General features: G+C 59.7%; 17 protein-coding genes. 6 read left to right on the plus strand and 11 right to left on the minus strand.

What is annotated here, in order from left to right; genetic code table 11:
* Position 1: 1 nt before the first annotated feature.
* Entirely contained in the window at positions 2–850 is an 849-nt protein-coding gene (gene panC / locus ACOYW0_RS21470) for a pantoate--beta-alanine ligase (RefSeq protein ID WP_482415800.1), read from the minus strand.
* 396 nt (positions 851–1246) lie between these two features.
* On the opposite strand from panC, the gene ACOYW0_RS21475 reads away from it, so the two are divergent.
* The 6 genes from ACOYW0_RS21475 (at position 1247) to ACOYW0_RS21500 (ending at position 8857) form a co-directional block, all read left to right on the plus strand.
* The gene (locus tag ACOYW0_RS21475; RefSeq protein ID WP_482415801.1) at positions 1247–4192 is read left to right on the plus strand and encodes a PEP/pyruvate-binding domain-containing protein; all 2946 of its coding nucleotides are present in this window, start codon (positions 1247–1249) and stop codon (positions 4190–4192) included.
* 514 nt (positions 4193–4706) lie between these two features.
* Positions 4707–5399 carry a GntR family transcriptional regulator gene (locus ACOYW0_RS21480; RefSeq protein ID WP_482415802.1) on the plus strand — a complete coding sequence of 231 codons (693 nt, stop codon included), beginning with the start codon at positions 4707–4709 and terminating at the stop codon, positions 5397–5399.
* Entirely contained in the window at positions 5392–6141 is a 750-nt protein-coding gene (locus ACOYW0_RS21485) for an RluA family pseudouridine synthase (RefSeq protein WP_482415803.1), read from the plus strand. Before ACOYW0_RS21480 ends, ACOYW0_RS21485 begins: the two co-directional genes overlap by 8 nt.
* Before the next feature lie 346 nt (positions 6142–6487).
* On the plus strand, positions 6488–7408 hold the full coding sequence (locus tag ACOYW0_RS21490) for a dihydroorotate dehydrogenase (protein WP_482415804.1): 921 nt from the start codon (positions 6488–6490) through the stop codon (positions 7406–7408).
* A 321-nt stretch (positions 7409–7729) separates the two neighbouring features.
* Positions 7730–8191 (plus strand): DUF2147 domain-containing protein, encoded by a 462-nt coding sequence (locus ACOYW0_RS21495; protein WP_482415805.1) that lies wholly within the window; start codon positions 7730–7732, stop codon positions 8189–8191.
* A gap of 93 nt (positions 8192–8284) precedes the next feature.
* Positions 8285–8857 carry a chalcone isomerase family protein gene (locus tag ACOYW0_RS21500; RefSeq protein ID WP_482415806.1) on the plus strand — a complete coding sequence of 191 codons (573 nt, stop codon included), beginning with the start codon at positions 8285–8287 and terminating at the stop codon, positions 8855–8857.
* Positions 8858–9146: 289 nt separating this feature from the next.
* On the opposite strand, the gene ilvC is transcribed toward ACOYW0_RS21500, so the two are convergent.
* The 10 genes from ilvC to ACOYW0_RS21550 all read right to left on the minus strand — a co-directional run bounded on the left by ilvC (position 9147) and on the right by ACOYW0_RS21550 (position 26034).
* Entirely contained in the window at positions 9147–10613 is a 1467-nt protein-coding gene (gene ilvC, locus ACOYW0_RS21505) for a ketol-acid reductoisomerase (RefSeq protein ID WP_482415807.1), read from the minus strand.
* A 154-nt stretch (positions 10614–10767) separates the two neighbouring features.
* Positions 10768–12306, minus strand: a complete 1539-nt coding sequence (locus ACOYW0_RS21510) for a 2-isopropylmalate synthase (protein WP_482415808.1) — start codon at positions 12304–12306, stop codon at positions 10768–10770.
* A 236-nt stretch (positions 12307–12542) separates the two neighbouring features.
* Entirely contained in the window at positions 12543–14123 is a 1581-nt protein-coding gene (gene cimA / locus ACOYW0_RS21515; RefSeq protein WP_482415809.1) for a citramalate synthase, read from the minus strand.
* Between the two features lie 129 nt (positions 14124–14252).
* Positions 14253–14738 carry an acetolactate synthase small subunit gene (ilvN, locus tag ACOYW0_RS21520; protein ID WP_482415810.1) on the minus strand — a complete coding sequence of 162 codons (486 nt, stop codon included), beginning with the start codon at positions 14736–14738 and terminating at the stop codon, positions 14253–14255.
* Between the two features lie 113 nt (positions 14739–14851).
* Positions 14852–16537, minus strand: a complete 1686-nt coding sequence (gene ilvB / locus ACOYW0_RS21525) for a biosynthetic-type acetolactate synthase large subunit (protein ID WP_482415811.1) — start codon at positions 16535–16537, stop codon at positions 14852–14854.
* A 125-nt stretch (positions 16538–16662) separates the two neighbouring features.
* Positions 16663–18330, minus strand: a complete 1668-nt coding sequence (gene ilvD / locus ACOYW0_RS21530; RefSeq protein ID WP_482415812.1) for a dihydroxy-acid dehydratase — start codon at positions 18328–18330, stop codon at positions 16663–16665.
* A 535-nt stretch (positions 18331–18865) separates the two neighbouring features.
* Positions 18866–19630, minus strand: a complete 765-nt coding sequence (larB, locus tag ACOYW0_RS21535; protein ID WP_482415813.1) for a nickel pincer cofactor biosynthesis protein LarB — start codon at positions 19628–19630, stop codon at positions 18866–18868.
* A 54-nt stretch (positions 19631–19684) separates the two neighbouring features.
* Positions 19685–20725 carry a response regulator gene (locus ACOYW0_RS21540; RefSeq protein ID WP_482415814.1) on the minus strand — a complete coding sequence of 347 codons (1041 nt, stop codon included), beginning with the start codon at positions 20723–20725 and terminating at the stop codon, positions 19685–19687.
* Positions 20726–20759: 34 nt separating this feature from the next.
* Positions 20760–24068, minus strand: coding sequence for a hybrid sensor histidine kinase/response regulator (locus tag ACOYW0_RS21545; protein WP_482415815.1), 3309 nt, complete (start codon positions 24066–24068; stop codon positions 20760–20762).
* Between the two features lie 265 nt (positions 24069–24333).
* Positions 24334–26034 (minus strand): N-acetylmuramoyl-L-alanine amidase, encoded by a 1701-nt coding sequence (locus tag ACOYW0_RS21550; RefSeq protein WP_482415816.1) that lies wholly within the window; start codon positions 26032–26034, stop codon positions 24334–24336.
* Positions 26035–26038 lie beyond the last annotated feature (4 nt).

The raw sequence follows: 26038 nt of genomic DNA on the forward strand, positions 1-26038 counted from the left end.
CTTATTGCGGCACCAGTACCGTATTGTCGATGAGCCGGGTTTTGCCCAGCATCACGGCAAGGGCCATGAGGGTAGGGGAGGTGACGGTCTCCACCTCGTCCAGGGTTTCGGGGTCGCACAGGGAGATGTAGTCGATGGTCATGTCCGGGCAGCCGGACAGGTGGGTCTCGGTCATGGCCTTGATGGCTTTGGCCTGGGTCTCTCCTGCGGCGATCATCTCCCGGGCCTTTGACAGGGACTGGCTGAGGCGAAGGGCCTCAATACGCTCGCCTTCGCTTAAGTAGGCGTTGCGGGAGCTCATGGCCAGGCCGTCTGCTTCCCGGATGAGGTCTCCGCCGATGATCTCGATGTCCATGTTGAGATCCTTGACCATGCGGCGGATGATGGCAAGCTGCTGAAAGTCCTTTTCACCGAAGACGGCCACATGGGGCTTGACGATGTGAAAGAGCTTGGTGACCACCGTGGTGATCCCCTTGAAAAAAACGGGGCGGGAGAGGCCGCAGAGGTGATTGGGCAGGGTCTCCAGCTGGACGTAGGTCTCGTAGCCCTCGGGGTAGATCTGATCGCTGGTGGGGGTGAACACCACGTCCACACCCGCGTCCCTGGATTTGGCCAGGTCACTTTCCATGGCCCGGGGGTAGGCGTCCAGGTCCTCATTGGGGCCGAACTGGGCCGGGTTTACAAAGATGCTGGTGACCAGGATATCTGCGTGTTTCTTTGCCTCCCGCATGAGGGAGAGGTGCCCGTCGTGGAGAAAGCCCATGGTGGGTACAAAGGCAATACGTTTTCCCTGTTGCCTCAGGCTGTCGCTTAAGCTCTGCATCTCGTGAATTGAACCGATGACGTCCATGTGGGTGGCCTCACTATTGGGGTTTGTTTCTTTTTTAACGTATGACGGCACCTGTGTCCGGGGCGGCTGTTTCTCCTGCCGTTCCAGCACCGGATGCCTGTTTTATCAGCCATGGGCTTAATCCAGTCCCGCTGAAAAGTCAATCCGTTGGCGGCGCTTTCCAGTGGAAAGGCCGGGAAACAGGCCGGAATTGAGAGTCCAAGGACCCTTGGAGGCCCCAGATCCGCAGGCCCTGTGCGGGGTGTGGTGGCAGAGCTTCCCATGCCTGGTCCTTGCATTGGTATTTGGTGTCTGATATATCAAAAGGTGCCCCTTTGTAAATCATGGCAAGCGGTATATATCTCTGAGACTCGGTACGAAGGAGGGTGTGGATTGACACAAAACGGCAGGTTGTCCATGGAAGAATTTGATTCCCGGTTTAAGGTGTTCTATGAGTTGATGCCCTGTAAAATCAGGGAAATCCTGTTGGTGTCCAGCCTGTATGATGCGTGTATCATGGAAGAGGACGGGCGCCTTTCCGAAAAGATCGTCACCGAGTACCGGGGGCTCAACCTGAGCCGTCCCCCGCGCCTGACCTGGGTGTCCACGGCCGAAGAGGCTCTGGACATGCTGGAGAAGCGTTCCTTTGATATGGTGGTCACCATGTTGCGCCTCGTGGACATGGATGCCTTCACCCTGGGGGAAGAGATCAAGCGCAAGTGCCCGAATATCCCCGTTGTGTTGCTCACCCACAGCCCCCTGCCCAGCCAGTTCGACCCGGTTCGGTCCAAGTCCCGGGGCGTGGACCGCATGTACGTGTGGACCGGAAACGCCGACATCCTCCTGGCCCTGATCAAAAGTGAGGAAGACCGTCTCAATGTGGCCCACGACACCGAAAAGGCCGGGGTCCGTATCATTTTGATGGTGGAGGACTCTCCTCTGTACACCTCGGCCATTCTGCCCATCCTTTACAAAGAGGTGGTGACCCAGGTCCAGGACGTCATGGAGGAGGTCCTGAACCACGAGCACCGGCTCCTCACCATGCGGGCCCGTCCCAAGATCCTCGTGACCCAGAGTTATGAAGAGGCCATGGAGATCTACGAAGAGTACAAGGAGTACATCCTTGGCGTGATCTCCGATGCCAGTTTCCCCCGGGACGGAGCCGTGTGCGATGATTCCGGGTACCTGGTGCTCTCCCATATCCAGGGGGAACAGGCGGACATCCCCCTGATGATGGCCAGCACCGAGTCGTCCAACCGCAGAGTTGCCGATGAGCTCGGTATCTATTTCGTGGACAAGAACTCTCCCTCCCTGTCCGGTGACTTCCACCACTATTTTGTGAACCAGCTGGGCTTCGGAGACTTCGTGTTTCGGGACAGCGACGGGGGAGAGCTCTGCCGGGCCCCCAACTTCCGTGCCCTTGAGAAAAAACTGGCCGATATCCCGGATGAGTACTTTTACAACCACTGGAAGAAAAACGATTTTTCCCGCTGGTTCTTCGCCCGTTCCGAGACCCTTCTGGCAAACAGGTTGCGTCCGGCCACGGACGAAGATTTCATGGGCAACATCGCCGACATGAAGGCCTTTATCCTCAAGAACATTCAGGAGCGGCGCCGCAACCGCCAGAAGGGGGTGGTGGTTCAGTTTGATGCCGATGAATTTGACCCCGAGACCGAGTTCCTGAAAATCGGGAACGGCTCCCTGGGTGGCAAGGCCCGGGGCCTGGTCTTTGCCTCCACCCTGCTTCGTCACCACCCGGAACTCCACGACAGCTTCGGGGGCGTTGAAATTTCCCTGCCCCAGACCCTGGTCATCTCCACCGAGGGTTTCGACGCCTTTGTGCGGGAGAACGACCTCAAGTGGGTGGCCAAGGCCGATCTGCCAGATGAAGAGGTGATCGAGTTGTTCCAGGACGCCACTTTCCCCGGCTGGATCGACGAAGAACTCCGGGCATTTTTAAAGGAGATCAACCATCCCCTGGCCGTCCGCTCCTCGGCCCTGTTTGAAGACGCCCAGTTCATGGCGTATGCGGGGCTCTACCATACCAGCATGATCTCCAACGACGATGCGGAGTTGGAGGTGAGGCTGAATCAGCTCATCTCCGCGGTGAAGCTCGTCTACGCCTCCACCTATTTCCAGGGACCCAAGAGTTTTGCCCGGCGGGTAGGGCATCGCACCGAAGAGGAGAAGATGGCGGTGATCATCCAGGAGGTTTGCGGGCGGCGCTGGGGTGATTACCATTATCCGGCAGTCTCGGGGGTGGCCCAGTCCTACAACTACTACCCCTTCGGCAAGATGGAGGCGGATGAAGGCATCGCCGCCATCGCCATGGGGCTCGGGCGCACGGTGGTGGAGGGAGAGCAGGCCCTGCGGTTCTCGCCGCGAAGGCCCCATATCCTGCCGCAGTTTTCCCGGGTGGAAGAGATCCTGAAAAACGCCCAGCAGAGCCTGTATGCCCTGAAGGTGGGGGCCAAGGCCCGGCGCTCCGTCATGACCCTCAACTCGGAAATTGAAAAGCTCAACATCCGTGACCTGGACGACGCCGGACCTGCCTCTTTCCTTTCCGGGACCTATGTCCGGGAAGAGAACACCATCCGGTACGGCCACCAGTGCCGGGGCCCCAAGGTGTTAACCTTTGACAGGATCCTTAAGTACAACATGTTTCCTCTGCCTGAGCTCCTTTCGAAGGTCCTTGAGATCGGTTCCCAGGGCATGGGCTGCTCCGTGGAGATCGAGTTTGCCGTGGAGCTTCCCCTCAAGCCTGGGGAGCAGGGGCGCTTTGTGCTGCTTCAGATACGGCCCATGACCGACCGTGACGAGCTGGCCGACGTGGTGATCACCGATGAGGAGAAGGCCGCCGGGGTCAGTGTCTCCTCCCACGCCTTGGGAAATGTCAAGGGGCAGCCCGTCACTCATATCCTCTATGTGAAGCCCGATACCTTTGATCTGAAGAACACCCGGGAGATTGCCCGGGAGATCGGCCGCATGAACGCGGAGATGGCCAGGCGAGGGGAGAAGTACCTGCTGCTGGGACCGGGACGCTGGGGCTCGGCGGACCGCTGGCTGGGGATTCCCGTGACCTGGGAGGAGATCTCCGAGGTGTGCGGCATCATCGAGAGCAGCCACGCGGACCTCAAGGCCGATCCGTCCCAGGGTTCCCACTTTTTTCATAACATCACGGCCCTGGGAATCAACTACGTCTCCATCCTGGCGGAGCGGGGCGATTTTTTCGACATGGAATGGCTCCTTGAGCAGCCGGTGGCCGTGGACGGGGAGTTTACGGCCCTTGCCAGCTTCGAGGTCCCGTGCGTGATGAAGGTGGACGGGCGACATGCCGTAAGCGTTCTGTTACCGCCTGCCTGAGGCACCGTGCAGGGGGAACATGTTGGGACCGTATCGCCCTGGGGTAAACACGTTTTCCCTTGGTGAAGGCCCTTGAACAGGCGTTGACGGGCGAGACATTTGTGTGTACATTCCGTTTTTTTGCATGATGGGGGCTCCTGTTTTTTTAAGGGATTGGTGAAAAGGGGGCTCCTTGCCTCCCCGTGGGAGGAGGCAGGTTGAAGAGCCGGTGTTGCCATGGGGCGCTGCCGGCTGGTGTGATTATATTTGAAAGGATACTTTGGAAAGGGTTTTCCGGCGCGCAGGTTTTGGCGCGAGCGGAAACATGGCCCGGGTGCTGTTGAATTGACCAGACTGATTTTTTTGACATCCATCCGGAGTTACCGACGGAAGAGCTGAACAGGATGCCCGCAGGGCATCCTCCTTGGGGACATTCCATGGAGCGGGAACACAACCCGTGACCCACGGAATGATGGGGACCCCGAGGGGCGCGTTGCCGCACCGCCCTTCCGCATACTGATGAAGGAGATGTGTGATGGATAATCAGGGAAAACAAGGCATAAGCATCATTGCCAAACCTTTGCGGGAACAGATTTACGAGTATTTAAGGGATGAAATGTATCGGGGCAGCCTCCTGCCCGGCTCCCTTGTGAACGTCAATGAGATCAGCCACCGCCTGGGCATCAGCAAGACCCCCCTCAGGGACGCGCTGATCCAGCTTGAGTGCGACGGGTTTGTCTCCATTCTTCCCAGGCGCGGGGTGATGATCAACAAACTCTCCCTGGAAGATGTCAAAAACGCCTGGGAGATCTGCAGGGCCCTGGAATCGGAGATCCTGATTCCCGTGTTCGACAAGCTCAAGGAACCGGCCCTGGCCGAGATGGAGCGGTTGACCAAGGAGATGAAACGGGCCTCGGAGGTCAAGGATACCTACAGCTTCTACCAGAACAACGTGGCCTTTCATAACGTCTTTCTAAACCTCTCCTCCAACGACCAGATGCGCCGCATCATCCAGCTCAACAAGCAGCGCCTCTATGACTTTCTTACCCGCAAGCACATCCCTCAATGGGAAGAGGAGCACTGCGAGGAGCATATGGCCTTCATCGACCTGATCCGTCGCGGAGACGCAGACGAAGCCGCCCAATACCTGAAGGTGACCCACTGGTCCCTGGAGGACCAGGAGACCTATATCCTCCAGTTCTACTTCAACGGGGAAACCCATGAGTAAGCGCGCTTCCGTGAGCCTGGAGACCTTGGGCATACGCGTCCTTGACGGCGGCAGGGGCTGGGTGGCCCTGGACAAACCCTGCGGGGTCTCGGTCCATAACGATCCGGGCAGGGACCTGGTCTCTGCAGTGATCCATACCCTTGCCACGGAGCCCGTAAGGCTCCTGCAGGAAGAGGGCGCCAAAGCCGACTCGGTCCATGCCGTGCACCGCCTGGACGGGGACACCAGCGGGGTGGTGCTCTTTGCCTTCGGCAAAGAAGCGGCACGGCACCTGACGCGCCAGTTCGAAGAGAAACAGGTCACCAAGGAGTACTTGGCCCTGGTCCACGGCGACCTGACACCCGAAAAGGGAAAGTGGGCGCAGCCCCTGGCCAAGGAAGCCGGCGGGCGCACCAACCCGGCAGGCAGCGGAAAGCGCATGGCCTCCACCACCACCTTTTCCGTTGTGTCCCGGTCCGTGCACTACACCCTGGTGCGCTGCAGCCCTCTCACCGGCCGCAAACACCAGATTCGCCGCCACGCCAAACTGGCGGGCCACCCCCTCACAGGAGACCGGAGGTATGGCTCCAAACGCGCCCTGGCCGTTCTGGAAGAGCGATTCGGGTACCGTCGCCTGGGCCTCCACGCCCGGACCATCACCTTTTGCCCGCCGGGTTCAGACCAGACCATCACCGTGGCGTCGGCCGACTCCGTGCCCGAGGCCATGGAGGCCCTTCTCCAGGGCGATATGGCCCAAGAATGATTTTACGTCAATGACGTTTAACCTGTCAGCAGCTTAATAAGCTGCTGTCATGGCGTTAACAGCTTGCATGTGACATTTTGTAGGGTGTGCTTGCGCACCATTTGTTCTGAATCGTTACGCCGATGTTTAAAACCTGTTTGTTAAACTTTTTTAAACGTTTAGCCCCCGGCAGGGCCGCCGGAGGCATGCTTTTCGCTTTCGCGAACCCCGGGGTGTTGCATGGGGACCGACTGTGGTATAGTGCGCCATTCGGATCGGCATCCGTGGATACCGCCGGGCCTGGGGAGTTCCCTGAAGCATTTGCGGGCGGGCAGATAAGTCACCATCAATCTATACGAAAGAGATCATGAGCCAGACCATCAATACATCAGTGGATATCGGAGGCGTACGCCTCGCCAACCCGGTGATGACCGCATCGGGAACCTTCGGGTACGGCAAAGAGTTTGCCGAGGTCCTCAACCTCAACCGGCTGGGCGGCGTCGTCATGAAGGGGCTTTCCCTGTATCCCGCCAAGGGCAACCCTCCCCCCCGCATCGCAGAGACCTCCTGCGGCATGCTCAACGCCATCGGCCTTGAGAACGTAGGGATCCAGCGGTTTATCAAGGAAAAACTTCCGGAGATGAAGGCCTTTGACACCAAGGTGTTCATCAACATCTACGGCAAGACCGTGGAAGAGTACGCGGCCATCGCGGACACCGCCGAGGGCGTGGAGGGCATCCACGGCATCGAGATCAACATCTCCTGCCCCAACGTGAGCGCAGGGGGCCTGGCCTTCGGCGTGGATCCCGTTGCAGCCGCCGATGTGGTCAGGGCGGTGAAGGCAAAAACCAGCCTGCCCGTCATGGTCAAGCTCAGCCCCAACGTCACGGACATCACCGAGATCGCCCGGAGCGTGGAAGGGGAGGGGGCTGACTCGGTTTCCCTGATCAACACCCTCACCGGCATGGGCATCGACATCCATACCCGTAAGCCCCTGCTGGCCAACGTGGTGGGGGGGCTCTCCGGCCCCGCGGTGAAGCCCGTTGCCATCCGCATGGTGTACCAGGTTGCCAAGGCCGTGAAGATTCCGGTCATCGGCATGGGCGGGATCATGACCGCCGACGACGCCGTGGAATTCCTCATTGCAGGGGCCTCCGCCGTTCAGGTGGGCACGGCCAACTTTGTGTACCCCGACGCCGCCGAGAAGGTGGTGGACGGCATTGAAGCCTTTCTCAAGGAGAAGGGGATCAGCGATGTCAACGACCTCATCGGGAGCGTAGAGGTCTGAAGCCCTTAAAGCCCTGACAGCCAGTCTTCGATGATCGGGTTATACGAAAGAATTTTAAAAAGCCGCGTTTTTACGCGGCTTTTTTTATTGGGGCACGACACCTTGGGATACGGCTTCAGCCGTGGGGCTTTTCCCTTGCGTCTCGTTCCCCTCAGGTTCCGAAGGCGGTGCCCCGGGATCGGCAGGTGGTGAATATCCTTGCTTTTGAGCTCTATCTTTGTTTATTAAGACTGAACATAGTTAGGGTTTATGTCTGTTGTCTTTTCATTTGGTTTGTCGTTCGAATGTTAACCGATGTGAAACAATGGAAAGGGGGAGTTGATGAAGCGCACCATCCCGGTTCTTCTTGTTCTGGCTCTTTTGGTCTGCCTGCCCGGCGCAGGCTCTTGCGAGGTGTCGGCAGACGCCATTCTGGGGCAGTGGTACACCAAGGATAACGAGGCTGTCGTCGAAATCTACAAAGAGGGCGACACCTATGCGGGGAAGATTGTCTGGCTGGCCGAGTCGGTGGCCACCGATGAGAACGGGGCCCCTGTGGTGGACGCCAACAACCCCGACCCGGAAAAGGCCAAACAGCCCGTTCTGGGCATGACCCTGGCCCACGGGTTTTCCCATGTGGGGGGCAATGACTGGGAGAATGGTCATATCTACGACCCGGACAACGGAAAAACCTACAAGTGCCTCATGAAGCTTAAAAAAGGGGGCAAGCAGCTGAAAGTGCGCGGGTTCATCGGGGTGTCTCTGCTGGGACGCAACGAGTACTGGACGCGCAAGGGGCAGTAGCTGTTTTATCCCCGGTGCAGACATGCGCGTGTACCGGCCCGGGCACCCCGGGCCGACATCATACCGACCATCAAACGTCAATGAGGAGGAAATATGTGTAAGCGAATTGTGATGATACTTCTGGCCCTCTGCCTTGCCACAGGCACTGCTTTTGCCGTGGATGCAGAGGATGTCACCTTCCCGGAAAAGGTCACCTTTGACGGCGTGGACCTTGTCTTCAACGGCTCGGGCATCCGTGTCAAAAGCTTTGTAAAGCCCTATGTGGCGGCCCTTTTCCTCCAGGAGAAGAGCTCCGACGGCGACGCCGTGGTCGCGGCCGATGCCCCCATGGCCATCCGGCTCCACATCACCAGCAAGCTCATCACCTCCAAGAAAATGTCCAAGTCCACCCGCAAGGGCTTTAAGACCTCCACCAACGGCAACACCGCCCCCATTCAGGCGGAGATCGACCAGATGATGGACGTGTTCAGTGAAAAGATCCACGTGGACGATGTCTACGACATGGTCTATGTCCCCGGCACCGGCACCTCCATTTACAAGCAGGGAGAGAAAAAGGCCACCATCAAAGGGTACGAGTTCAAAAAAGCCCTCTTCGGCATCTGGCTCGGCGCCAAGCCCACTACCGAAGCCCTCAAGGCCGGCATGCTGGGACAATCCAACGGTTAGTAAAAAACAAAAGCATGCCTCCGGCGGCCAAGGGCTGACCTTGGAACCCAGGTTCGCACATGCTCCGTTCCTTCGTTCCTCAGGTACGTCACATGTGTTGACGGGCTGCGCCCGTGAGCAGTGGGAATGGCTACCCGAGGCTCGTCATGCAGCCTGTTGCGATGCTTAAAAATAAAAAAAGGTGGAACCGAACATTCGGTTCCACCTTTTTTATTTCAGCTTGCTCTCCACACCGCCGAAGGCGGTACGTAGAAAGAAAACGCGGTCGCGATGCGACCGCGTTTTCTTTCTACAAGATAGCTTTCATGGCGGTCATGAAGCTGCGGAGTTCTTTGCCGATGACTTCCACGGGGTGGTTGCGGATGGCATCGTTGACGCCGATGAGGGCCACGTTGTCCACGCCGTTGCCGTCTGCGGCAAGGCCTTTGCCGATGATGTCGGTCTCTACGCTCTTCATGAAGTCGGCCAGAAGGGGCACGCAGGCATTGGCGAAGAGGTAGCAGCCGTATTCTGCGGTATCGGAGATGACCTTGTTCATCTCGTAGAGCTTCTTGCGGCTGATGAGGTTGGCGATGAGGGGGGTCTCGTGGAGAGACTCGTAGTAGGCGGATTCCTCTTTGATGCCAGCGGCCACCATGGTTTCAAAGGCCAGCTCAACGCCTGCCTTGACCATGGCCACCATGAGGATGCCGTTGTCAAAGAATTCCTGCTCGGAGATCTCCATGTCGCCGGCGGTGGACTTTTCAAAGGCAGTCTGGCCGGTCTCTTCACGCCACCCCAGGAGCTTGGCGTCGCCCTCGGCCCAGTCGGCCATCATGCCTTCGGAGAAGGCGCCGCTCATGATGTCGTCCATGTGCTTGTTGAAGAGGGGACGCATGATGGTCTTGAGCTCTTCGGATACCTCAAAGCACTTGACTTTGGAGGGGTTGTCCAGACGGTCCATCATGTTGGTGATGCCGCCGTGCTTGAGGGCTTCGGTGACGGTCTCCCAGCCGTACTGGATGAGCTTGCTGGCGTAGCCTGCGTCCATGCCCTTTTCGATCATTTTATCAAAGCAGAGGATGGAGCCGGTCTGGAGCATGCCGCAGAGGATGGTCTGCTCGCCCATGAGGTCGGATTTGACCTCGGCAATGAAGGAGGAGAGGAGAACACCTGCGCGGTCACCGCCGGTACCGGCGGCGTAGGCCTTGGCGATCTCCAGGCCGTCGCCGTTGGGGTCGTTCTCTTTGTGGACGGCGATGAGGGTGGGGACGCCGAACCCGCGCTTGTACTCTTCGCGAACCTCGGTTCCGGGGGATTTGGGGGCCACCATGACAACGGTGAGGTCCTCGCGGACCTGCATGCCCTCTTCAACGATGTTGAAGCCGTGGGAGTAAGCCAGGCAGGCGCCTTTTTTCATGAGGGGCATGACGGCCTTGACCACGTTGGTGTGCTGCTTGTCCGGGGTGAGGTTGAGCACGAGGTCGGCGGTGGGGAGCATCTCTTCGTAGGTGCCGACGGCAAAGCCATTTTCGGTTGCGTTCAGGTAGGACTGGCGCTTCTCGTCGATGGCTGCCTGACGCAGGGTGTAGGAGACGTCAAGGCCGCTGTCACGCAGGTTCAGGCCCTGGTTAAGACCCTGGGCCCCGCAACCCACGACAACGATTTTTTTGCCTTTGAGCTTCTCCACGCCGTTGAACTCAGACGGGTCCATGAAGCTGCATTGGCCAAGCTGTTCCAGTTGAAGGCGTAAGGGAAGGGTGTTGAAGTAGTTCATCTTTGGATGCTCCATATCGTAAAAATAAAGATTAATGGGCCATATCGGCTTGCTGGGGCCACCCGCGGGCGGCCCGAAGTTTTCTTACCTGTTTATCAAACGTTTCAAAAGCTTGGCCTCCGACAGGGCCGCCGGAGGCTTTTTTTATATAAACCTATATCACATCACAGGACGTGACGGGGTTTGACTTGAAATATTCAAGGCGGTTGAGGCCGTTGATGTAGGCCTTGGCGCTGGCCGTGATGATGTCCGGGTCGGCGCCGCGCCCCAGGGAGACATGCTCCCCTTCCTTCATGCGGACGGTCACCTCACCCTGGGCGTCGGTGCCGCCGGTGAGAGCGCCGATGGAGAAGCGCAGGAGCTCGGGCTCCCGCCCGGCGATTTTGGCGATGGTGTTGAACACCGCGTCGATGGGGCCGTTGCCTTCAAAGGCTCCCTGCTTCACCTTGCCGTTGATGCCCAGGCGCACGCTGGCCATGGGGTAGACGGTGGTGCCGGAGGTGACGTGGAGGTACTCCAGGGTGTACACCTCGTGGCTTCGCAGGACCACGTCCGTGACCAGGGCTTCCAGGTCCTCGTCCATGATCTCTTTTTTCCGGTCGGCCAGGACCTTGAAGCTTTCGAAGACGGTGTTGAGTTCCTCTTCGGTGAGGTTGTAGCGCATCTCCTCCAGGCGGGAGCGCAGGGCAAAGCGTCCGGACAGTTTGCCCAGCACCAGCTTGTTGGTGGTGAGCCCCACGGTTTCCGGCCTCATGATCTCGTAGGTCATGGGGTTTTTGAGCATGCCGTCTTGATGGATGCCCGATTCGTGGGAGAAGGCGTTGGCCCCGACGATGGCCTTGTTGGGCTGCACCATGATGCCCGTGATGGAGCTGACCAGGCGGCCCGTGGCGTGGATGCGCGTGGTGTCGATGCCCGTCTCCATGGGAAAGGTGCCGGGGCGCGTGTGCAGCGCCATTACCACCTCTTCCAGGGCCGTGTTGCCGGCCCGCTCGCCGATGCCGTTGATGGTGACCTCGGCCTGTCCGGCTCCGGCTGCAATGGCCGCCAGGGTGTTGGCCGTTGCCAGTCCAAGGTCGTTGTGGCAGTGGACGCTCAAGGTGGCCTTGTCCATGCCCGGGGTGTTGGCCATGACGTGGCGCACCAGCTCGCCGAATTCACTGGGGACCGCGTAGCCCACGGTGTCGGGGAGGTTCACGGTGGTGGCCCCGGCCTCGATGACCGCCCCGAAGATGCGGCAGAGAAAGTCGGGGTCGGTGCGGGAGCCGTCTTCGGCGGAGAACTCAATGTTGTCCGTGTACTGCCGTGCGTGGGAAACCGCTGCCACGGCTCGCTCCACAACCTCGTCGCGGCCCATGCGGAGCTTGTACTCCAGATGGATGTCCGAGGTGGCGATGAAGGTGTGGATCCGGGGTTTTACCGCGTCCTTGATGGCTTCCCAGGCCCGGTCGATGTCCCCGGCGGTGGCCCGGCACAAGGCGGCCACTTCCGCGTTTTTTACGGTCTCCGAGATGCGGGAGACCGCCTCGAAATCACCGGGGGAAGATGCGGGAAACCCCGCTTCGATGACGTCCACGCCCAGAGCGTCCAGATGGGTGGCGATGCGCAGTTTTTCCGCGGTGTTCATGCTTGCGCCGGGTGACTGTTCGCCGTCTCGTAAGGTGGTGTCAAATATGGTGATGGTTCTGTTCATGGTTTTGTGCTCCGAAAATTGGGTCTGCAAGTTTGTCTTGTGGTTCTAACGATGTGTCGTTTGAATTCAGGCAAACCCAGTGAGCATGGACCGCAGGATGCCTGCGGCGTCTCCTGCGGTCATTGTCACCTCTTTCATGGTACGGGGCCTCCTGGTCCCCTGTTGGTGGTATGGCGGCCATTGAAGACCGCCGTGTGTATGTGGCCTGCGGGACGTGCCGCAAAGGGTGCGTCCGGCTATTTTTTCTTGGCCAGCTTGTACTGAAAGCTGTCGGCCAGTGCCTCGAAGCTCGCTTCGATGATGTCCTCGGAGACGCCGATGGTGCTCCAGATGTCGTCGCCGTCCCGGGATTCGATGAGGACGCGGACCTTGGCTTCGGTGCCGCCCCGACCGTCCATGACGCGGACCTTGAAGTCCACGAGGTGCATGGTCTCCAGCTCTTTGTAGAACCGGCTCAGGGCCTTGCGCAGGGCGTTGTCCAGGGCGCTCACCGGGCCGTGGCCTTCGGCTGCGGTGATCTCGCTTACGCCGCCTACGTTCACCTTCACGATGGCGTGGGAGGTGCAGGGGCGGTCCTTGTCCTTTTCAATGGTGACCCGGAACGACTCCAGGTCGAAGACGGGCTCGTATTGTAGCAGGAACTTGTCCATGAGGACCTTGAAGGAGCCGTCGGCCACCTCGTACTGGTAGCCTTCCTGTTCCAGCATCTTGATCTCGCTGACGATGCGCTTGGAGTCGAACTCCGGGGCCTCAAGGTCGATGCCCATCTCCTTGGCCTTGTATTCGATGTTGCTCCGGCCCGCCTGGTCCGAGACCAGCACCCGCCGCCTGTTGCCCACATCCTCGGGATCGATGTGCTCGTAGGAGAGGGGCTCTTTCATGACGGCGCTCACATGGACCCCGCCCTTGTGGGCAAAGGCGCTCTTGCCCACAAAGGGGCGGGAGGCCAGGGGGATCATGTTGGAGGTCTCGCTCACGAAGCGGGACAGCGGTTTCAGTTTTTTCAGGTTCGCCTCGGAGACGCAGGGGCGTTTCAGTTTCAGGTTCAGGATGGGGATCACCGAGGTGAGGTCGGTGTTGCCGCAGCGTTCCCCGTACCCGTTGATGGTGCCCTGGACCATGATAGCTCCTGCCTGGACGGCAGCGATGGAGTTGGCAACGGCCAGGTTGCAGTCGTTGTGGGCGTGGATGCCCATGCGGACATTGCGGCCGGTCTCGGCATCGAGGGCGGCCTTGACCGTCTCCAGGATCTCCGTTACCTCGTGGGGCAGGGTGCCTCCGTTGGTGTCGCACAGCACCACCACATCCGCGCCCCCGGCAAGGGCGGCGGACAGGGTTTTCACCGCGTACTCCGGGTTGGCCTTGTACCCGTCGAAGAAGTGTTCGGCGTCGTAGAGGACCTCGCGGCCGTGGCTTTTGAGAAAGGCGACGCTCTCTTCGATCATGGCCAGGTTCTCAGACAGGGTGTTGCCCATGATGTCCACCACATGGAGGTCCCAGGTCTTGCCGAAGATGGTGATAGCCGGAGAACCGCAGCCCACCAGGGCCTTTAAGTTGGCGTCTTCCTCGGCGGGGATCCCCTGCCGCCTGGTGGAGCCGAAGGCGGTGATGCGCGCCGTGGCGAAGGTTTCGCCTTTGGCCAGCTCGAAGAAGCGATCGGCGGCAGGGTTGGAGCCGGGCCATCCGCCTTCGATGTAGTGGATGCCCATGTCGTCCAGGCGCTGGGCCACTTTGAGTTTGTCCTCCGGCGAAAAGGAGATGTTCTCTCCCTGGGCGCCGTCGCGAAGGGTGGTGTCGAATATCAGGACCGGTTCCATGTCATCTTGCTCCGGGTGTTGTCTTGAAAAATGATAACCAGGTGGCTCTTGTGCGTCTGTTTGTCTCTTATACGCACCGGCCATGGGGTTGCCCCGGCCTCTTTAAGGCCGGGGATGTCTGTTTTGTGATCAGTTACCGCGATACAGGGCAATGCTGCCGGTGCGGACGATCTCTTTAATCCCCATGGGGGTGACCAGCTCGATAAAGGCCTTGAGCTTGTCTTCCGTGGCCGTGGCCTGGACGGTGACGTGCTCGGGGCCCACATCCACGATCTTGTATCGGAAGATGTCGATGATGTTGATGAGGTCACCGCGGTTTTCGGCCTTGGCGTGGACCTTGATGAGGGCCAGCTCCCTCTGGACGTAGTCCGATTCGGTGAGGTCGTGGACCGTCACCACGTTGATGAGCTTGTGGAGCTGCTTTTTGATCTGCTCCATGATGCCGGGGTCTGCCGTGGTCACCATGGTGATGCGGGAGATCTCGGGCTCGTTGGTGGCTGCCACGTTGAGGCTCTCGATGTTGTAGCCGCGGCCGGAGAAGAGGCCGACAATGCGGGAGAGGACGCCGGGCTCGTTGTCCACCTGGATGGAGAGGATGTGTCGTTTTTCGCTCATGGGTCGATTTCCTTCGTATCTATAAGGGGGGCCGGATTTCGGCCGCCCGTATCGGTTCAGGGTGCGATGGCGTTAAACGGCGGCCCTGCTGCAACGCAGGGCCGGTCCACGGATCAGACAAGGAGCATGTCGGTGATGGCCTTGCCCGCAGGGACCATGGGGTAGACGTTCTCTTCCCGGTCCACCATGAACTCCATGATCACGGCCCCTTCGGTTTCGAGGCCCTCTTTGAGGACGGCTTCCACCTCCTCGGGCTTGGTGGCCCGGAGTCCTTTGGCGCCGTAGGCCTCGGCAAGCTTCACAAAATCAGGGTTGTGGTCCAGGGTGGTGGCGGAGTAGCACTTGTCGTAGAAGAGGTCCTGCCACTGGCGCACCATGCCCAGGTAGCGGTTGTTGAGGATGATGACCTTGATGGGCAGTTTGTGCTCCACGGCGGTTGCCATCTCCTGCATGTTCATCTGGATGCTGCCGTCACCGGCCACGTCCACCACGAGTTTGTCCGGGCAGGCCATCTGGGCGCCGATGGCCGCAGGCAGGCCGAAGCCCATGGTGCCCAGGCCCCCGGAGGTGATGAACTGGTGGGGCCGGTTGAAGTGGTAGTACTGGGCGGCCCACATCTGGTTCTGGCCCACCTCGGTGGTGACGATGGCCTCGCCCTTGGTCATCTTGAAGAAGGTGTCGATGACGTATTGGGGCTTGATGGTCTCCTGCTGGTCGTAGGCCAGGGGCGTGGTGTTTTTCCAGGCCTCGATCTGGCTCTCCCACTCGGTTCGGTCCGGCGCGTTTTCGGAGACCGCCTCTTTTTCCAGGAGCTCGTTGAGCTTCTCCAGAGCGATCTTGCAGTCCCCCACGATGGGCACGTCCACCTCGATGTTCTTGTGGATGCTGGTGGGGTCGATGTCGATCTGGATGATGGTGGCGTTGGGGGCGAAGTCGTCGGTTCGTCCCGTGACGCGGTCGTCAAAGCGGACCCCCACGGCCAGCATCAGGTCGCACTGGCTGATGGCCATGTTGGCACGGAAGGTGCCGTGCATGCCCGGCATGCCAAGCCACAGCGGATCGGTACCGGGAAAGGCGCCCAAGCCCATGAGGGTGCTGGTAACGGAGATGTTGGTGTTTTTTGCCAACTGGGTCAGGGCCTCGGAAGCCCCTGAGAGCACCACGCCGCCGCCGGAAAAGATCAAGGGACGCTTGGCGTTCTTGATGAGCCCGGCCACGCGGGAGAGCTGCTTGACGTTGGGCTTGTATGTGGGCTTGTAGGTCCGCATGGAGATGTCCTGGGGACCGTTGACCTTGGCCTTCAGGGACTGCACGTTTTTGGGGATATCCACCAGGACCGGGCCGGGGCGACCGGAACGGGCCAAGAAGAAGGCTTCCCTCAAGATGCGCTCCAGGCTGTCGATGTCCTTGACCAGGTAGTTGTGCTTGGTGCAGGGACGGGTGATCCCCACGATGTCCACCTCCTGGAAGGCGTCGTTGCCGATGAGCTGGGTAGGGACCTGGCCGGTGATGATCACCATGGGGATGGAGTCCATGTAAGCCGTGGCGATGCCGGTGACGGTGTTGGTGGCACCGGGTCCGGAAGTGGCCAGGCAGACGCCTGTGCGGCCCGTGGCCCTGGCAAATCCGTCGGCTGCGTGCACGGCGCCCTGTTCGTGGCGTGCAAGGATATGTCTGATATCCGTCCTGGCAAGTTCGTCGTAGATATCGATGACCGCACCACCCGGGTATCCGAAGATGGTGTCAACCCCCTCTTCCTTCAACACTTTCATCAGGATTTCAGTTCCTGTGAGTTCCATTGCAGACATTCCTTGATCCTTTGCTTGTTTGGCGACGGGGAAAGGCCGCGTCCCGTCGCCGTAGTCATCGTCAAAATTCATTTAAAACGGAGTAAACGGCCGCCGAAGCGGCCGGTAAGTCCATGTTACTTCACCACAGCCCCTTGGCTGGCCGAAGAGACCATGCGGGCGTAACGGGCCATGTAGCCCTTGGTGATGCGGGGGGCGGGTGCCTCCCATTCGGCTTTGCGCTTTTCAATGGCCATCTCGGGGATCATCAGCTCGATGCTCTTGGTGGCGATGTTGATGGCGATGAGGTCCCCTTCGCGGATGAGGCCGATGGGGCCGCCCGAGGCCGCCTCGGGTGAGACGTGGCCGATGGCCGCGCCGCGGGTGCCGCCGGAGAACCGGCCGTCGGTGATAAGGGCCACGGAGCCGTCCAGCCCCATGCCCGCGATGGCGGAGGTGGGGGTGAGCATTTCGCGCATGCCCGGGCCGCCTTTGGGTCCTTCGTTACGGATGACCACCACGTCGCCTTTGTTGATCTTGCCGGCCATGATGGCCGCAGAAGCCTCTTCTTCGGATTCAAAGACACGGGCCGGACCCTTGTGCTGCATCATCTCGGGGAGGACGGCGGACTGCTTGACCACGCAGCCCTCCGGGGCGATGTTGCCGAAGAGGACGGCAAGGCCCCCTTCCTCGTGATAGGGGTTGTCCCAGGGGCGGATGACGTCGGCGTCCAGGACGTTTGCGGCTTTGATATTATCCCCCACGGTGGCGCCGGTGACGGTGATGCACTCGGTGTTGAGGCGTCCCTGGTCGGCCAGGATTTTCAAGATGGCCTGGATGCCGCCAGCGCGGTTCAAGTCTTCGATGTGGTCCTTGCCGCCGGGGGACAGGGAGCAGAGGTGCGGGGTGACCTTGCTGACCTCGTTGATGAGGGACAGGGGCACCTCAACGCCCGCTTCATGGGCGATGGCTTTTAAATGGAGCACGGTGTTGGTGGAACAGCCCAGGACCATGTCAACGGCCAGAGCGTTGGCAAAGGCCTCCTCGGTGAGGATCTGGCTGGGGGTGATGTTTTTTTCCACGAGTTCCAGAATCTTCATGCCCGCCAGTTTGGCCAGGCGTTCCCGGGCGGCCATGACCGCGGGGATGGTGCCGTTGCCGGGCAGGCCCAGGCCGATGGCTTCGGTGAGGCAGTTCATGGAGTTGGCCGTGAACATGCCGGAGCAGGAGCCGCAGGTGGGGCAGGCCGAGTCTTCCATGGCGGTGAGCTCTTCCTCGGTCATCTTCCCGGAGAGAACCGCGCCCACGGATTCAAAGACGCTGATGAGGTCCACCTTTTCATTGGGGCGCTCGGGATGGCGCCCGGCCAGCATGGGGCCTCCGCTGATAAAGATGGAGGGGATGTCGAGGCGCGCGGCGGCCATGAGCATGCCGGGGACGATCTTGTCGCAGTTGGGGATCAGGACCAGGCCGTCCAGGGCGTGGGCCGTTGCCACAACTTCAACGGAGTCGGCGATGAGCTCCCGGCTGCCAAGGGAGTAGCTCATGCCGGTGTGGTTCATGGCGATGCCGTCGCAGACGCCGATGGTCCCGAACTCAACAGGCATGCCGCCTGCCATGTAGATCCCTGCCTTGACCGCTTCGGTGATGCGGTTCAGGTGGGTGTGACCCGGAATGATGGTGTTGGCCGAGTTGGCGATGCCGATGATGGGGCGCTCAATTTCGGTGTCGGTGTAGCCCATGGCCTTGAAGAGGGATCGGTGCGGGGCTCTCTCTACGCCCTTCTTGACATTGTTGCTTTTCATGACGTGCTCCATAAAAAAAGCCGTTACCAGCGAGGGCTGATAACGGCTTTTTTTTTGTGTGATATTTATGTTAAGCCATTACCAGTCGCCTTTATGTAGACGAATCCCAATCACGGGCACAATGCCCACTACAAGAATGAGAATCACAATAATAAGGTTGGTAATCGCTTTGGCGTCGTACATGAGTCCGGGTTTCCTAAATAGATTCATTTGATCGTCACTTGATATCCTCTTCATCCCCCTTTGTCAAGGAGTTCGTATCGGATGTGGAAAAAAGTCGGGGGGAATCTTTTATATATGTTAAGCGTGCGGCCGGTTTGCTTTAGGAAAATCGTGTTTCTTTCGGCAGAATCAATTTTGCGTGCACGTATAACATTTTGATATTATAGGGGTGTTTTGAATATTTCTCTTTGGGTGGGGCAGGGCGGGGATAAAATCACGCCCATGGTTGACCACGGGCGTTTTTACAGGCTTTTTTCGCCGATGGCGAAGGGCCGAAGGTCCGGAATGCGGCCCGGTTCCCCGGCAGAATGGCTTACGATGCGGGCAGGGGAATGTGGTTGATGGCCGAGGCCATGTATCCGGCGCCGAAGCCGTTGTCGATGTTTACGGCGGCCACGTTGGAGCTGCAGCTGCTCAGCATGCCGAACAGGGCGGTCATGCCGCCGAAGCTGACCCCGTACCCCACGCTGGTGGGCACGGCAATGACAGGGGCCTTCACCATGCCGGCCACCACGCTGGGCAGGGCCCCCTCCATGCCGGCCACCACGATGATCACTGTCGCCTGTTCCATGGCTTCTCGGTGGCGCATGAGGCGGTGAATACCGGCAACCCCCACATCAAAGACCGACTGCACGCGGTTTCCCATGTAGCGGGCTGTGAGCAGGGCTTCCCGGGCCACGGGGATGTCCGAGGTCCCGGCCGAGAGCACCAGCACGGTGCCGTGGCCGGTGGGTTCCGGCTCTTCCGAGGCACAGATGACCATGCGTGCGTCCGCCTCGTACCGGCAGGTGGGAATGGCTTCAATGATGCGCCGGGCCTTTTCTTCGTCCACGCGGGTGGTGAGGATGACGTTTTCCTGGTGCATCATCCTTTCCATGATGCCGATGATCTGCTCGCTGGTCTTGCCCTCTCCGAAGATCACCTCGGGAAAGCCTTTGCGCAGGCTCCTGTGATGGTCGATGTTGGCAAAGTCCAGGTCTTCGTTGACCACGTGGGTGAGCTTACCCGCAGCCTCGTCCACGGAGAGGTCTCCGTTTTTGAGGGTTTCGAGAATCTGTGTGAGGCGTTGTTTGTCCATGGGGGTCCGTCACGGGTTGGGGGGTGAGTTCTTGGGGTACCTGTCGGACCTGTTCTAATCGTTTTTTGCGATGAGGTCAACGACGGCCTCGCGCATCTCCATGAAGAGCTCCACCAGCCGGGGATCGAAATGGGAACCGCTGCAATCCTGAATTTCCCGGAAGGCTTTGTCCACGGGCCAGGGAGCTTTGTGGGGGCGCTCGGAGATGAGGGCGTCAAAGACATCGCAGATGGCCACGATGCGACCGATGAGGGGGATCTCTTCGCCTTTGAGGCCCTGGTTGTAGCCGGTGCCGTCCCATCGCTCATGGTGGGTGAGGGCGATGGTGCGGGCGTCCTGCATGAGTGGAGAGTTGCTTCCGGCCAGGAGGCGGGCGCCGATGGTGGTGTGCCCTTTCATCTGCTCCCATTCGGCGTCGGTGAGTTTCCCTTTTTTCATGAGGATTTCGTCCGGGATACCTATTTTTCCGGCGTCGTGCAGGGTGCTGGAGAGGGCCAGGCGCTCGGTCTCCTCTTCGGAAAGCCCTGCCTTGCTGCCGAGCATCTCGGCCAGTTTGCTGATGCGCAGCACGTTCTGGCCGGTGCCGCAGTCCCGGAATTTGGAGGCCAGGCTCAGGCGGGTGACGATCTCCACCTGGGTCTCCTTGAGTTCCCGGGTGCGCTGCCTCACCTTTTCTTCAAGGATGAGGTTTTTGTTTTTGAGGCTCTCCTGGGTCACCTTGAGGGTGAGGTGGGTTTTCACCCGGGCCCTGACCTCGGAGATGTCAAAGGGTTTGGTGATGTAGTCCACGGCACCGATGGAGAGTCCCTTGCGCTTGTGGGCGGGGTCGTCCATGGCCGTGATGAAGATGATGGGGATATCCCGTGTGGCCGGTGACTCCTTGAGCCGACCGCAGACCTCAAAGCCGTCCATGCCCGGCATGAGGATATCCAGGAGGATGAGGTCCAGATGATTGGCGTGGGCGTACTCAATGGCCTTTTGGCCGCCTAAGGCCACCCCGAGCTTGTAGTCCTCCCTGAGGGCCTGGACGAGGATATCGATGTTGGCCTTTGTATCGTCAACGAGGAGGATTCTCCTGTTGGCATGTTCTGTCATGGGGTCGGTCCTTGTGCCAGGCTTCAATGGCCTCTTATTCGTTGGGGCGCGACGACGGGCTTGTGCCTGTCGGGGCTGGCCTGCCGGTGTGTTTGAGATGGCGCGAGAGGGTGTCCGTAAGGGAGGCGGCCCCCTCGAAATCGTATGCCAGAATCGCTTTTTCCATGGCGGTGATCAGCTGCGTCATGTCGGAGGCCGGCCTGGGGATGCGGGCCAGGTTTTCCTTGACCTTCCGGAAGCACCCCTCTGAGGCCACGGGATCGAATTGGGCCAGGTGGCCGGCCAGCTCGGGCAGCAGGGCCAGGGCTGTTTCCGTGGGTGAGGACGGACGGGGGCGCGTGACGGGTGTGGCGTTGCCCGGGGCTGTGGTGTTGCCGATCTTTCCGGCGGAGTCCAGCACCACGGCAAGGGAGGCTTCCACCAGGTGGAAACTCTCTGCGATATGCTCCTTTTCCTCTTTTTGGATGGCCGTCTCAAGGGATTTTGCGGCCAGCATGAGTTCCCCTGCGGAGATGTTTCCGGCCACGCCCTTCAGGGCGTGGACGCTTCGGCCGGCCTCTTCGAGGTCTCCTGCGGCCATGAGCTTTCTGAACTCCGTGAAAAACGGTGTGTACTGGGCTTTGAATTCCTGAAGGATCCGGACATAGGTGTCCCAGGAGCCCCCCAGCCTATGGACCCCTTCCTCCAGGTTGAGGCCGGGAAGGGTAAAGGAGAACTCCCGGCGAGAGGGGGCCTGGTCGGGCCGGCGGGCGTATCGGGCTCCCAGCTTCAGGGCTTCTGTAAGGCGGATGTTTTTCCGGATGACCGAAAAGAGGCGGGTTCGGTCGATGGGCTTGGATATGTAATCGTTCATGCCTGCGGCCAGGCATTTTTCCCGGTCCCCGTACATGGCGTGGGCGGTCATGGCGATGATGGGCAGACCGATGCGTTTCAGCTCGTTGCGGATGACCCGGGTAGCCTGGTAACCGTCCATCTGGGGCATCTGGATGTCCATGAGCACCACGTCGTAATTTTGTGTCTTTATCTTTTCAACGGCCTCGGTACCGCACTCGGCCGTGTCGATGAGGGCCCCGGAGCCCTGAAGCATCTCGGTGGCCACCATGCGGTTGATGGGGTTGTCCTCCACCAGGAGAATGGAGACACCGGAAAATTCGTCGCTGGGGGAGGGGTGCCGGGCGGTGTCGTTTTTTTGCGTGGACTCGTAGCCAAAGATTTCCATGATGGAATCAAAGAGCAGGGACTGCTTGATGGGCTTGAGCAGGAAGCTCTCCACCCCGAGCTGCTTGGCCCGCTTGATCTCAAACCCATTGCCCAGGGCGCTGATAATGATGATGGGGGGTGCATCCGATCGTTTTGTCTCTTTGATCTGCCGGGCCACCTCAATGCCGTCCATTCCCGGAAGCCGAACGTCCAGGACCACCAGGTCGTAGGAGCGGCCCTGGTCGGCTCCCCGGCAGAGGCCAAGGGCCTGCTCCCCGGACTCGGCCAGGTCCGTGCGAAACCCGAAGGACTCCATGTACCGCTTGATGACCATAAGGGTGGATGGGTTGTCGTCCACGATGAGGGCGCACATCTCGCCCATGGTGGGCGGCAGGGTGGGGGTGGCCGTGATGCTTTCGGGCACCACCTTGAACCGGGCGGTAAAGGAGAAGAGGCTGCCCTTGCCCCGCTCACTTTTCACCCAGATGTCGCCTCCCATGATGCGGACGATGTTTCGGCAGATGGCAAGGCCCAGGCCCGTGCCACCGTATTTGCGGGTGGTGGAGCCGTCTGCCTGGGCAAAGGCGTTGAAGATATCGTCCGTGCCGCTTTCAAGGAGGGCCGGGTCAATACCGATGCCGGTGTCCCGGATTTCAAAGAGGAGGGTGGCCCCGGATCCCTCCATCTCTTTTAAGGAAACGCGGATGCAGATCTCTCCTTCCTCGGTGAACTTAAAGGCGTTGCTGATGAGATTGGAGAGCACCTGCCGCAGACGCAAGGGGTCAGCGATGAGCTGTCGGGGGATCCTGGGATCGATGTCGATGATGAGCTCCAGTTGCTTTGCCATGTTCTTTTCAAGGAACATGTCGGTGCTCTCGTCGATGAGTTCGTGCAGCGAAAAGGGGATGCTCTCAAAGGTGAGCTTTCCCGCATCGATTTTGGAAAAATCGAGGATGTCGTTGATGAGCTCCAGAAGGGAGAGGGAGGAGCTGCGGATGATGCCTATATACTCCAGGCGTTTTTCCGTGTCGATCTGCTTTGTGAGCAGATCGGACATGCCAACGATGGCGTTCAGCGGGGTTCGGATTTCGTGGCTCATGTTGGCCAGGAACTCGCTCTTGGCCCGGGTGGACTTGTCCGCCTCCTCCTTGGCCCGGGTGAGGCGTTCGTTGGCCCGGATCAGCTCGGCAGTCCGCTCCTCCACCCGTTTTTCCAGGTCGTTTCGTGCCTGGGCAAGGGCCTCTTCAGCCCGCTTCCGGTCGGTGATGTCCCGGGCCACGCCCCGGAAGCCTGTGGGTTCCCCGTGCTGGTTCCGGATGAGGGTGGCGGAGATGGAGAGGACAGCGGACTTGTTTTTGCCTACCATTTCATAGTCGCTGATCTTTCCGGGGATGCCGGTTGTGTAGATGGTGCTGAAGACGTTGAAGAGCTCGGCGGCGGTTTTTTTGCTGGTGTACGCCTTGTAGTGGAGGCCCATGAGCTCCTGGCGCGTGTAGCCGGAGATGTCGCACATGGAGTTGTTGAAGAAGATGAGCTTGCCGGCCAGGTTCACCTCGAAGAATCCCTCCTGGATGCTGTCCAGGATCGTCTGATAGGAGCTTCGGCTCTTGATGAGCTCCTCTTCGTAGGTTTTGCGCTTGGCGATCTCTTCCCGGAGCTTCCGGTTGGCCGCCACCATCTCGGCGGTTCGGTTTTCCACCTTCTCTTCCAGCTTGTCCCGGTACTCTTCCAGTTCGGCCTGGCTGGTGATCTGCCGGGTGATGTCCCGGAGAAAGGTGAGAGTCGCGGGGCGCCCGTTCCACAGGATGCCGGAGGAGCGCAGGCGAACCACACCGAAGCTGTCGTCGGCTTTGACGGTGCGGAAGGTGTACTCGGAGAACCCTTCCCCTGAGGCATCTCCAATGGTGAGACGGTAGCTGTCAAGGACTCTTATGGTGTCGTCGTGGTGGATGAATTCGGCGATGGGGTGGCCGATGATCTCCTGGGCCGGAAGGCCCAGGTGCTGTTGCACCTTGCCATTGGCAAAGACAAAGCACTCGTCCTGAATGACCACCACGCCGTCGCTGGCGTGTTCAACCATGGCGTCTTTGACGGCAAGGGAGGCACGGGCCTGGTTCAGCTCCGCCTCAAGGCGCAGAATCATCTCTTCCGGTGTCTCATGTCGCGTGGGGTCTGGCAACGGATAGCCCTCCGGTGAACGCCTGCCCATTCACCTTGATTTCATCATCGAAGCAGCCGGGAGGCAGAAAGCGTCGGTGCTTCCCTGGGGATAAGGAAAAACAGGCGTGAGCAATGTTTATTTTTACAGCACTGCGTTTATCGTTACCGTACCTTTTCTCCAATTACAATGGGTTTGACTGTTTTTTTGCGGACTGTTCCCTCTCTGCGGACAGGAACTCTTGCCTGATTTATTGCCCTTTGCGGGCTAAAGACGAGGGGTGGGTGGACTCGATGTAGCGCTTGACTCCCTTGACGATGCCGTCGCAGATTTTTTCCTGATAGGCGGAGTTGCCAAGGCGCTTGCACTCCCGTTTGTTGCTGATAAAGCCTGTCTCCACAAGGATGGCCGGCATGCGGGCACCCAGGAGCACATAAAACGGTGCCTGCTTGACGCCTTTGTTTTTGATGTTGCTGTAACTTCCCTTGAGGTTGGCAACCAGGGAACTCTGGACGTACTGGGCGAGCCTGCTGGATTCGTTGATCTTGGCGTTTTTCATCAGGCTGTTCAAGATGGTGTGCAGGTCGCTGATGTTTTTTTCACTGGTGGCGTTTTCCCGGGCGGCCACGTTGATGGAGGCCCGGTCCTTGGCCAGGTTAAGGAAATAGGTCTCCACCCCGTAGGCCTTTCTGTTTCGGGAGGCGTTGGCGTGGATGGAGATGAACAGGTCGGCCCGCTTGCGGTTGGCAAAGGTGGTGCGTTCGTCCAGGCTCAGGTAGCGGTCGGTGCTCCGTGTGAGGATCACCTCGCATTTGAGCTCCTTGCGGAGCTTCACGGCCAGACGCTTGGCAAGGGACAGGACAATGTCCTTTTCGGCAACCCCCTTGTAATACCCCGGGGCTCCGTGGTCCTTGCCGCCGTGACCGGCGTCGATGACGATACGCCGGACGCCCAGGGCCAGCTGGCGCGCCAGGTCGTCGGGGGTGATGAGATCCCCTGGATCTTTTCTCGGTGCCCGTGGCGAGGGGGCAGGGGTTGAGGGTTTGCTGCTCCAGATGTCCACCACAATGCGGTCCGGCTTTTTCAGGGAGAACACCTTGTAGTGGCTGAAATTGACTGCGTCCACCACCACCCGGACAGTGCCGGGTTTGAAAAGGCCGGAACGGACCTGTTTGACCCTGGGATCGTTGGGAAGGGTGATGCTCGTTTCCAGTTTTTTCTCCGCGTGCCCCTTGATATCGATCCAGATTCGCTTGGGGCGCTTGTTTTTCGGGTCGTGACGTAGCATGCCGTGGGTAAAGGCCAGGGACCCCTTGGTGTCCAGCACGATGCGGGTGCGTGAGGGAAGGGAGCCGTAGCGGATGTGGGTGACGGCGCCGTCGGTGGCTTTTTGAGGGGCAGGCGAAACCACGGGTTTGTTGGCTTTCCGTGTCTCGGAGGCCTTGACGGAAACGGGCGGGGCCTTGGGTTTGGCCGGTCTGGCCGCGGGTTTGGGAAGGCGCCTCAGGAGCTTGGTGGCCTCATGGCTGTAGCGGCTGGAGCTGAAGGCCCTCGCCTGGGTCAGGAGGCTCCGGGCGCGTTCGAGGTCGGAGCGCTTGCCGGAGTATTTTTCCAGTTCAATGTAGAGTTTGCCGGCCTGGTAGAGGCCTGCCGGGGCCCAGGGCCCTCGGGTGTCCTTGCGCCAGGCGTCGAGGTATTTGTTGGCGCAGGTTTCCCATTTATCACGCCTGTTTTTCCAGGAGGGGGTCTTCAGGAGTTTGCGGTGATAGGATTCTGCAGCGTGGTATGCTTTTTTTGCCTCGTCCCGTGGGGCCGCCCCGGCCAGGGGGGCGGCAAACAGCATCGGCAAAAGAAACAAGAGCAGGAGACAGGCCACGGCAACGGCCCGAGGAGTGCCCAGGGACCGTATGGGGCCATCTGTTTTTTTGTGGATCTCTCTGGTCTGCTGCACCCGA

It is taken from the genome of Desulfoluna sp. HI9BLuna, from assembly GCF_056829775.1.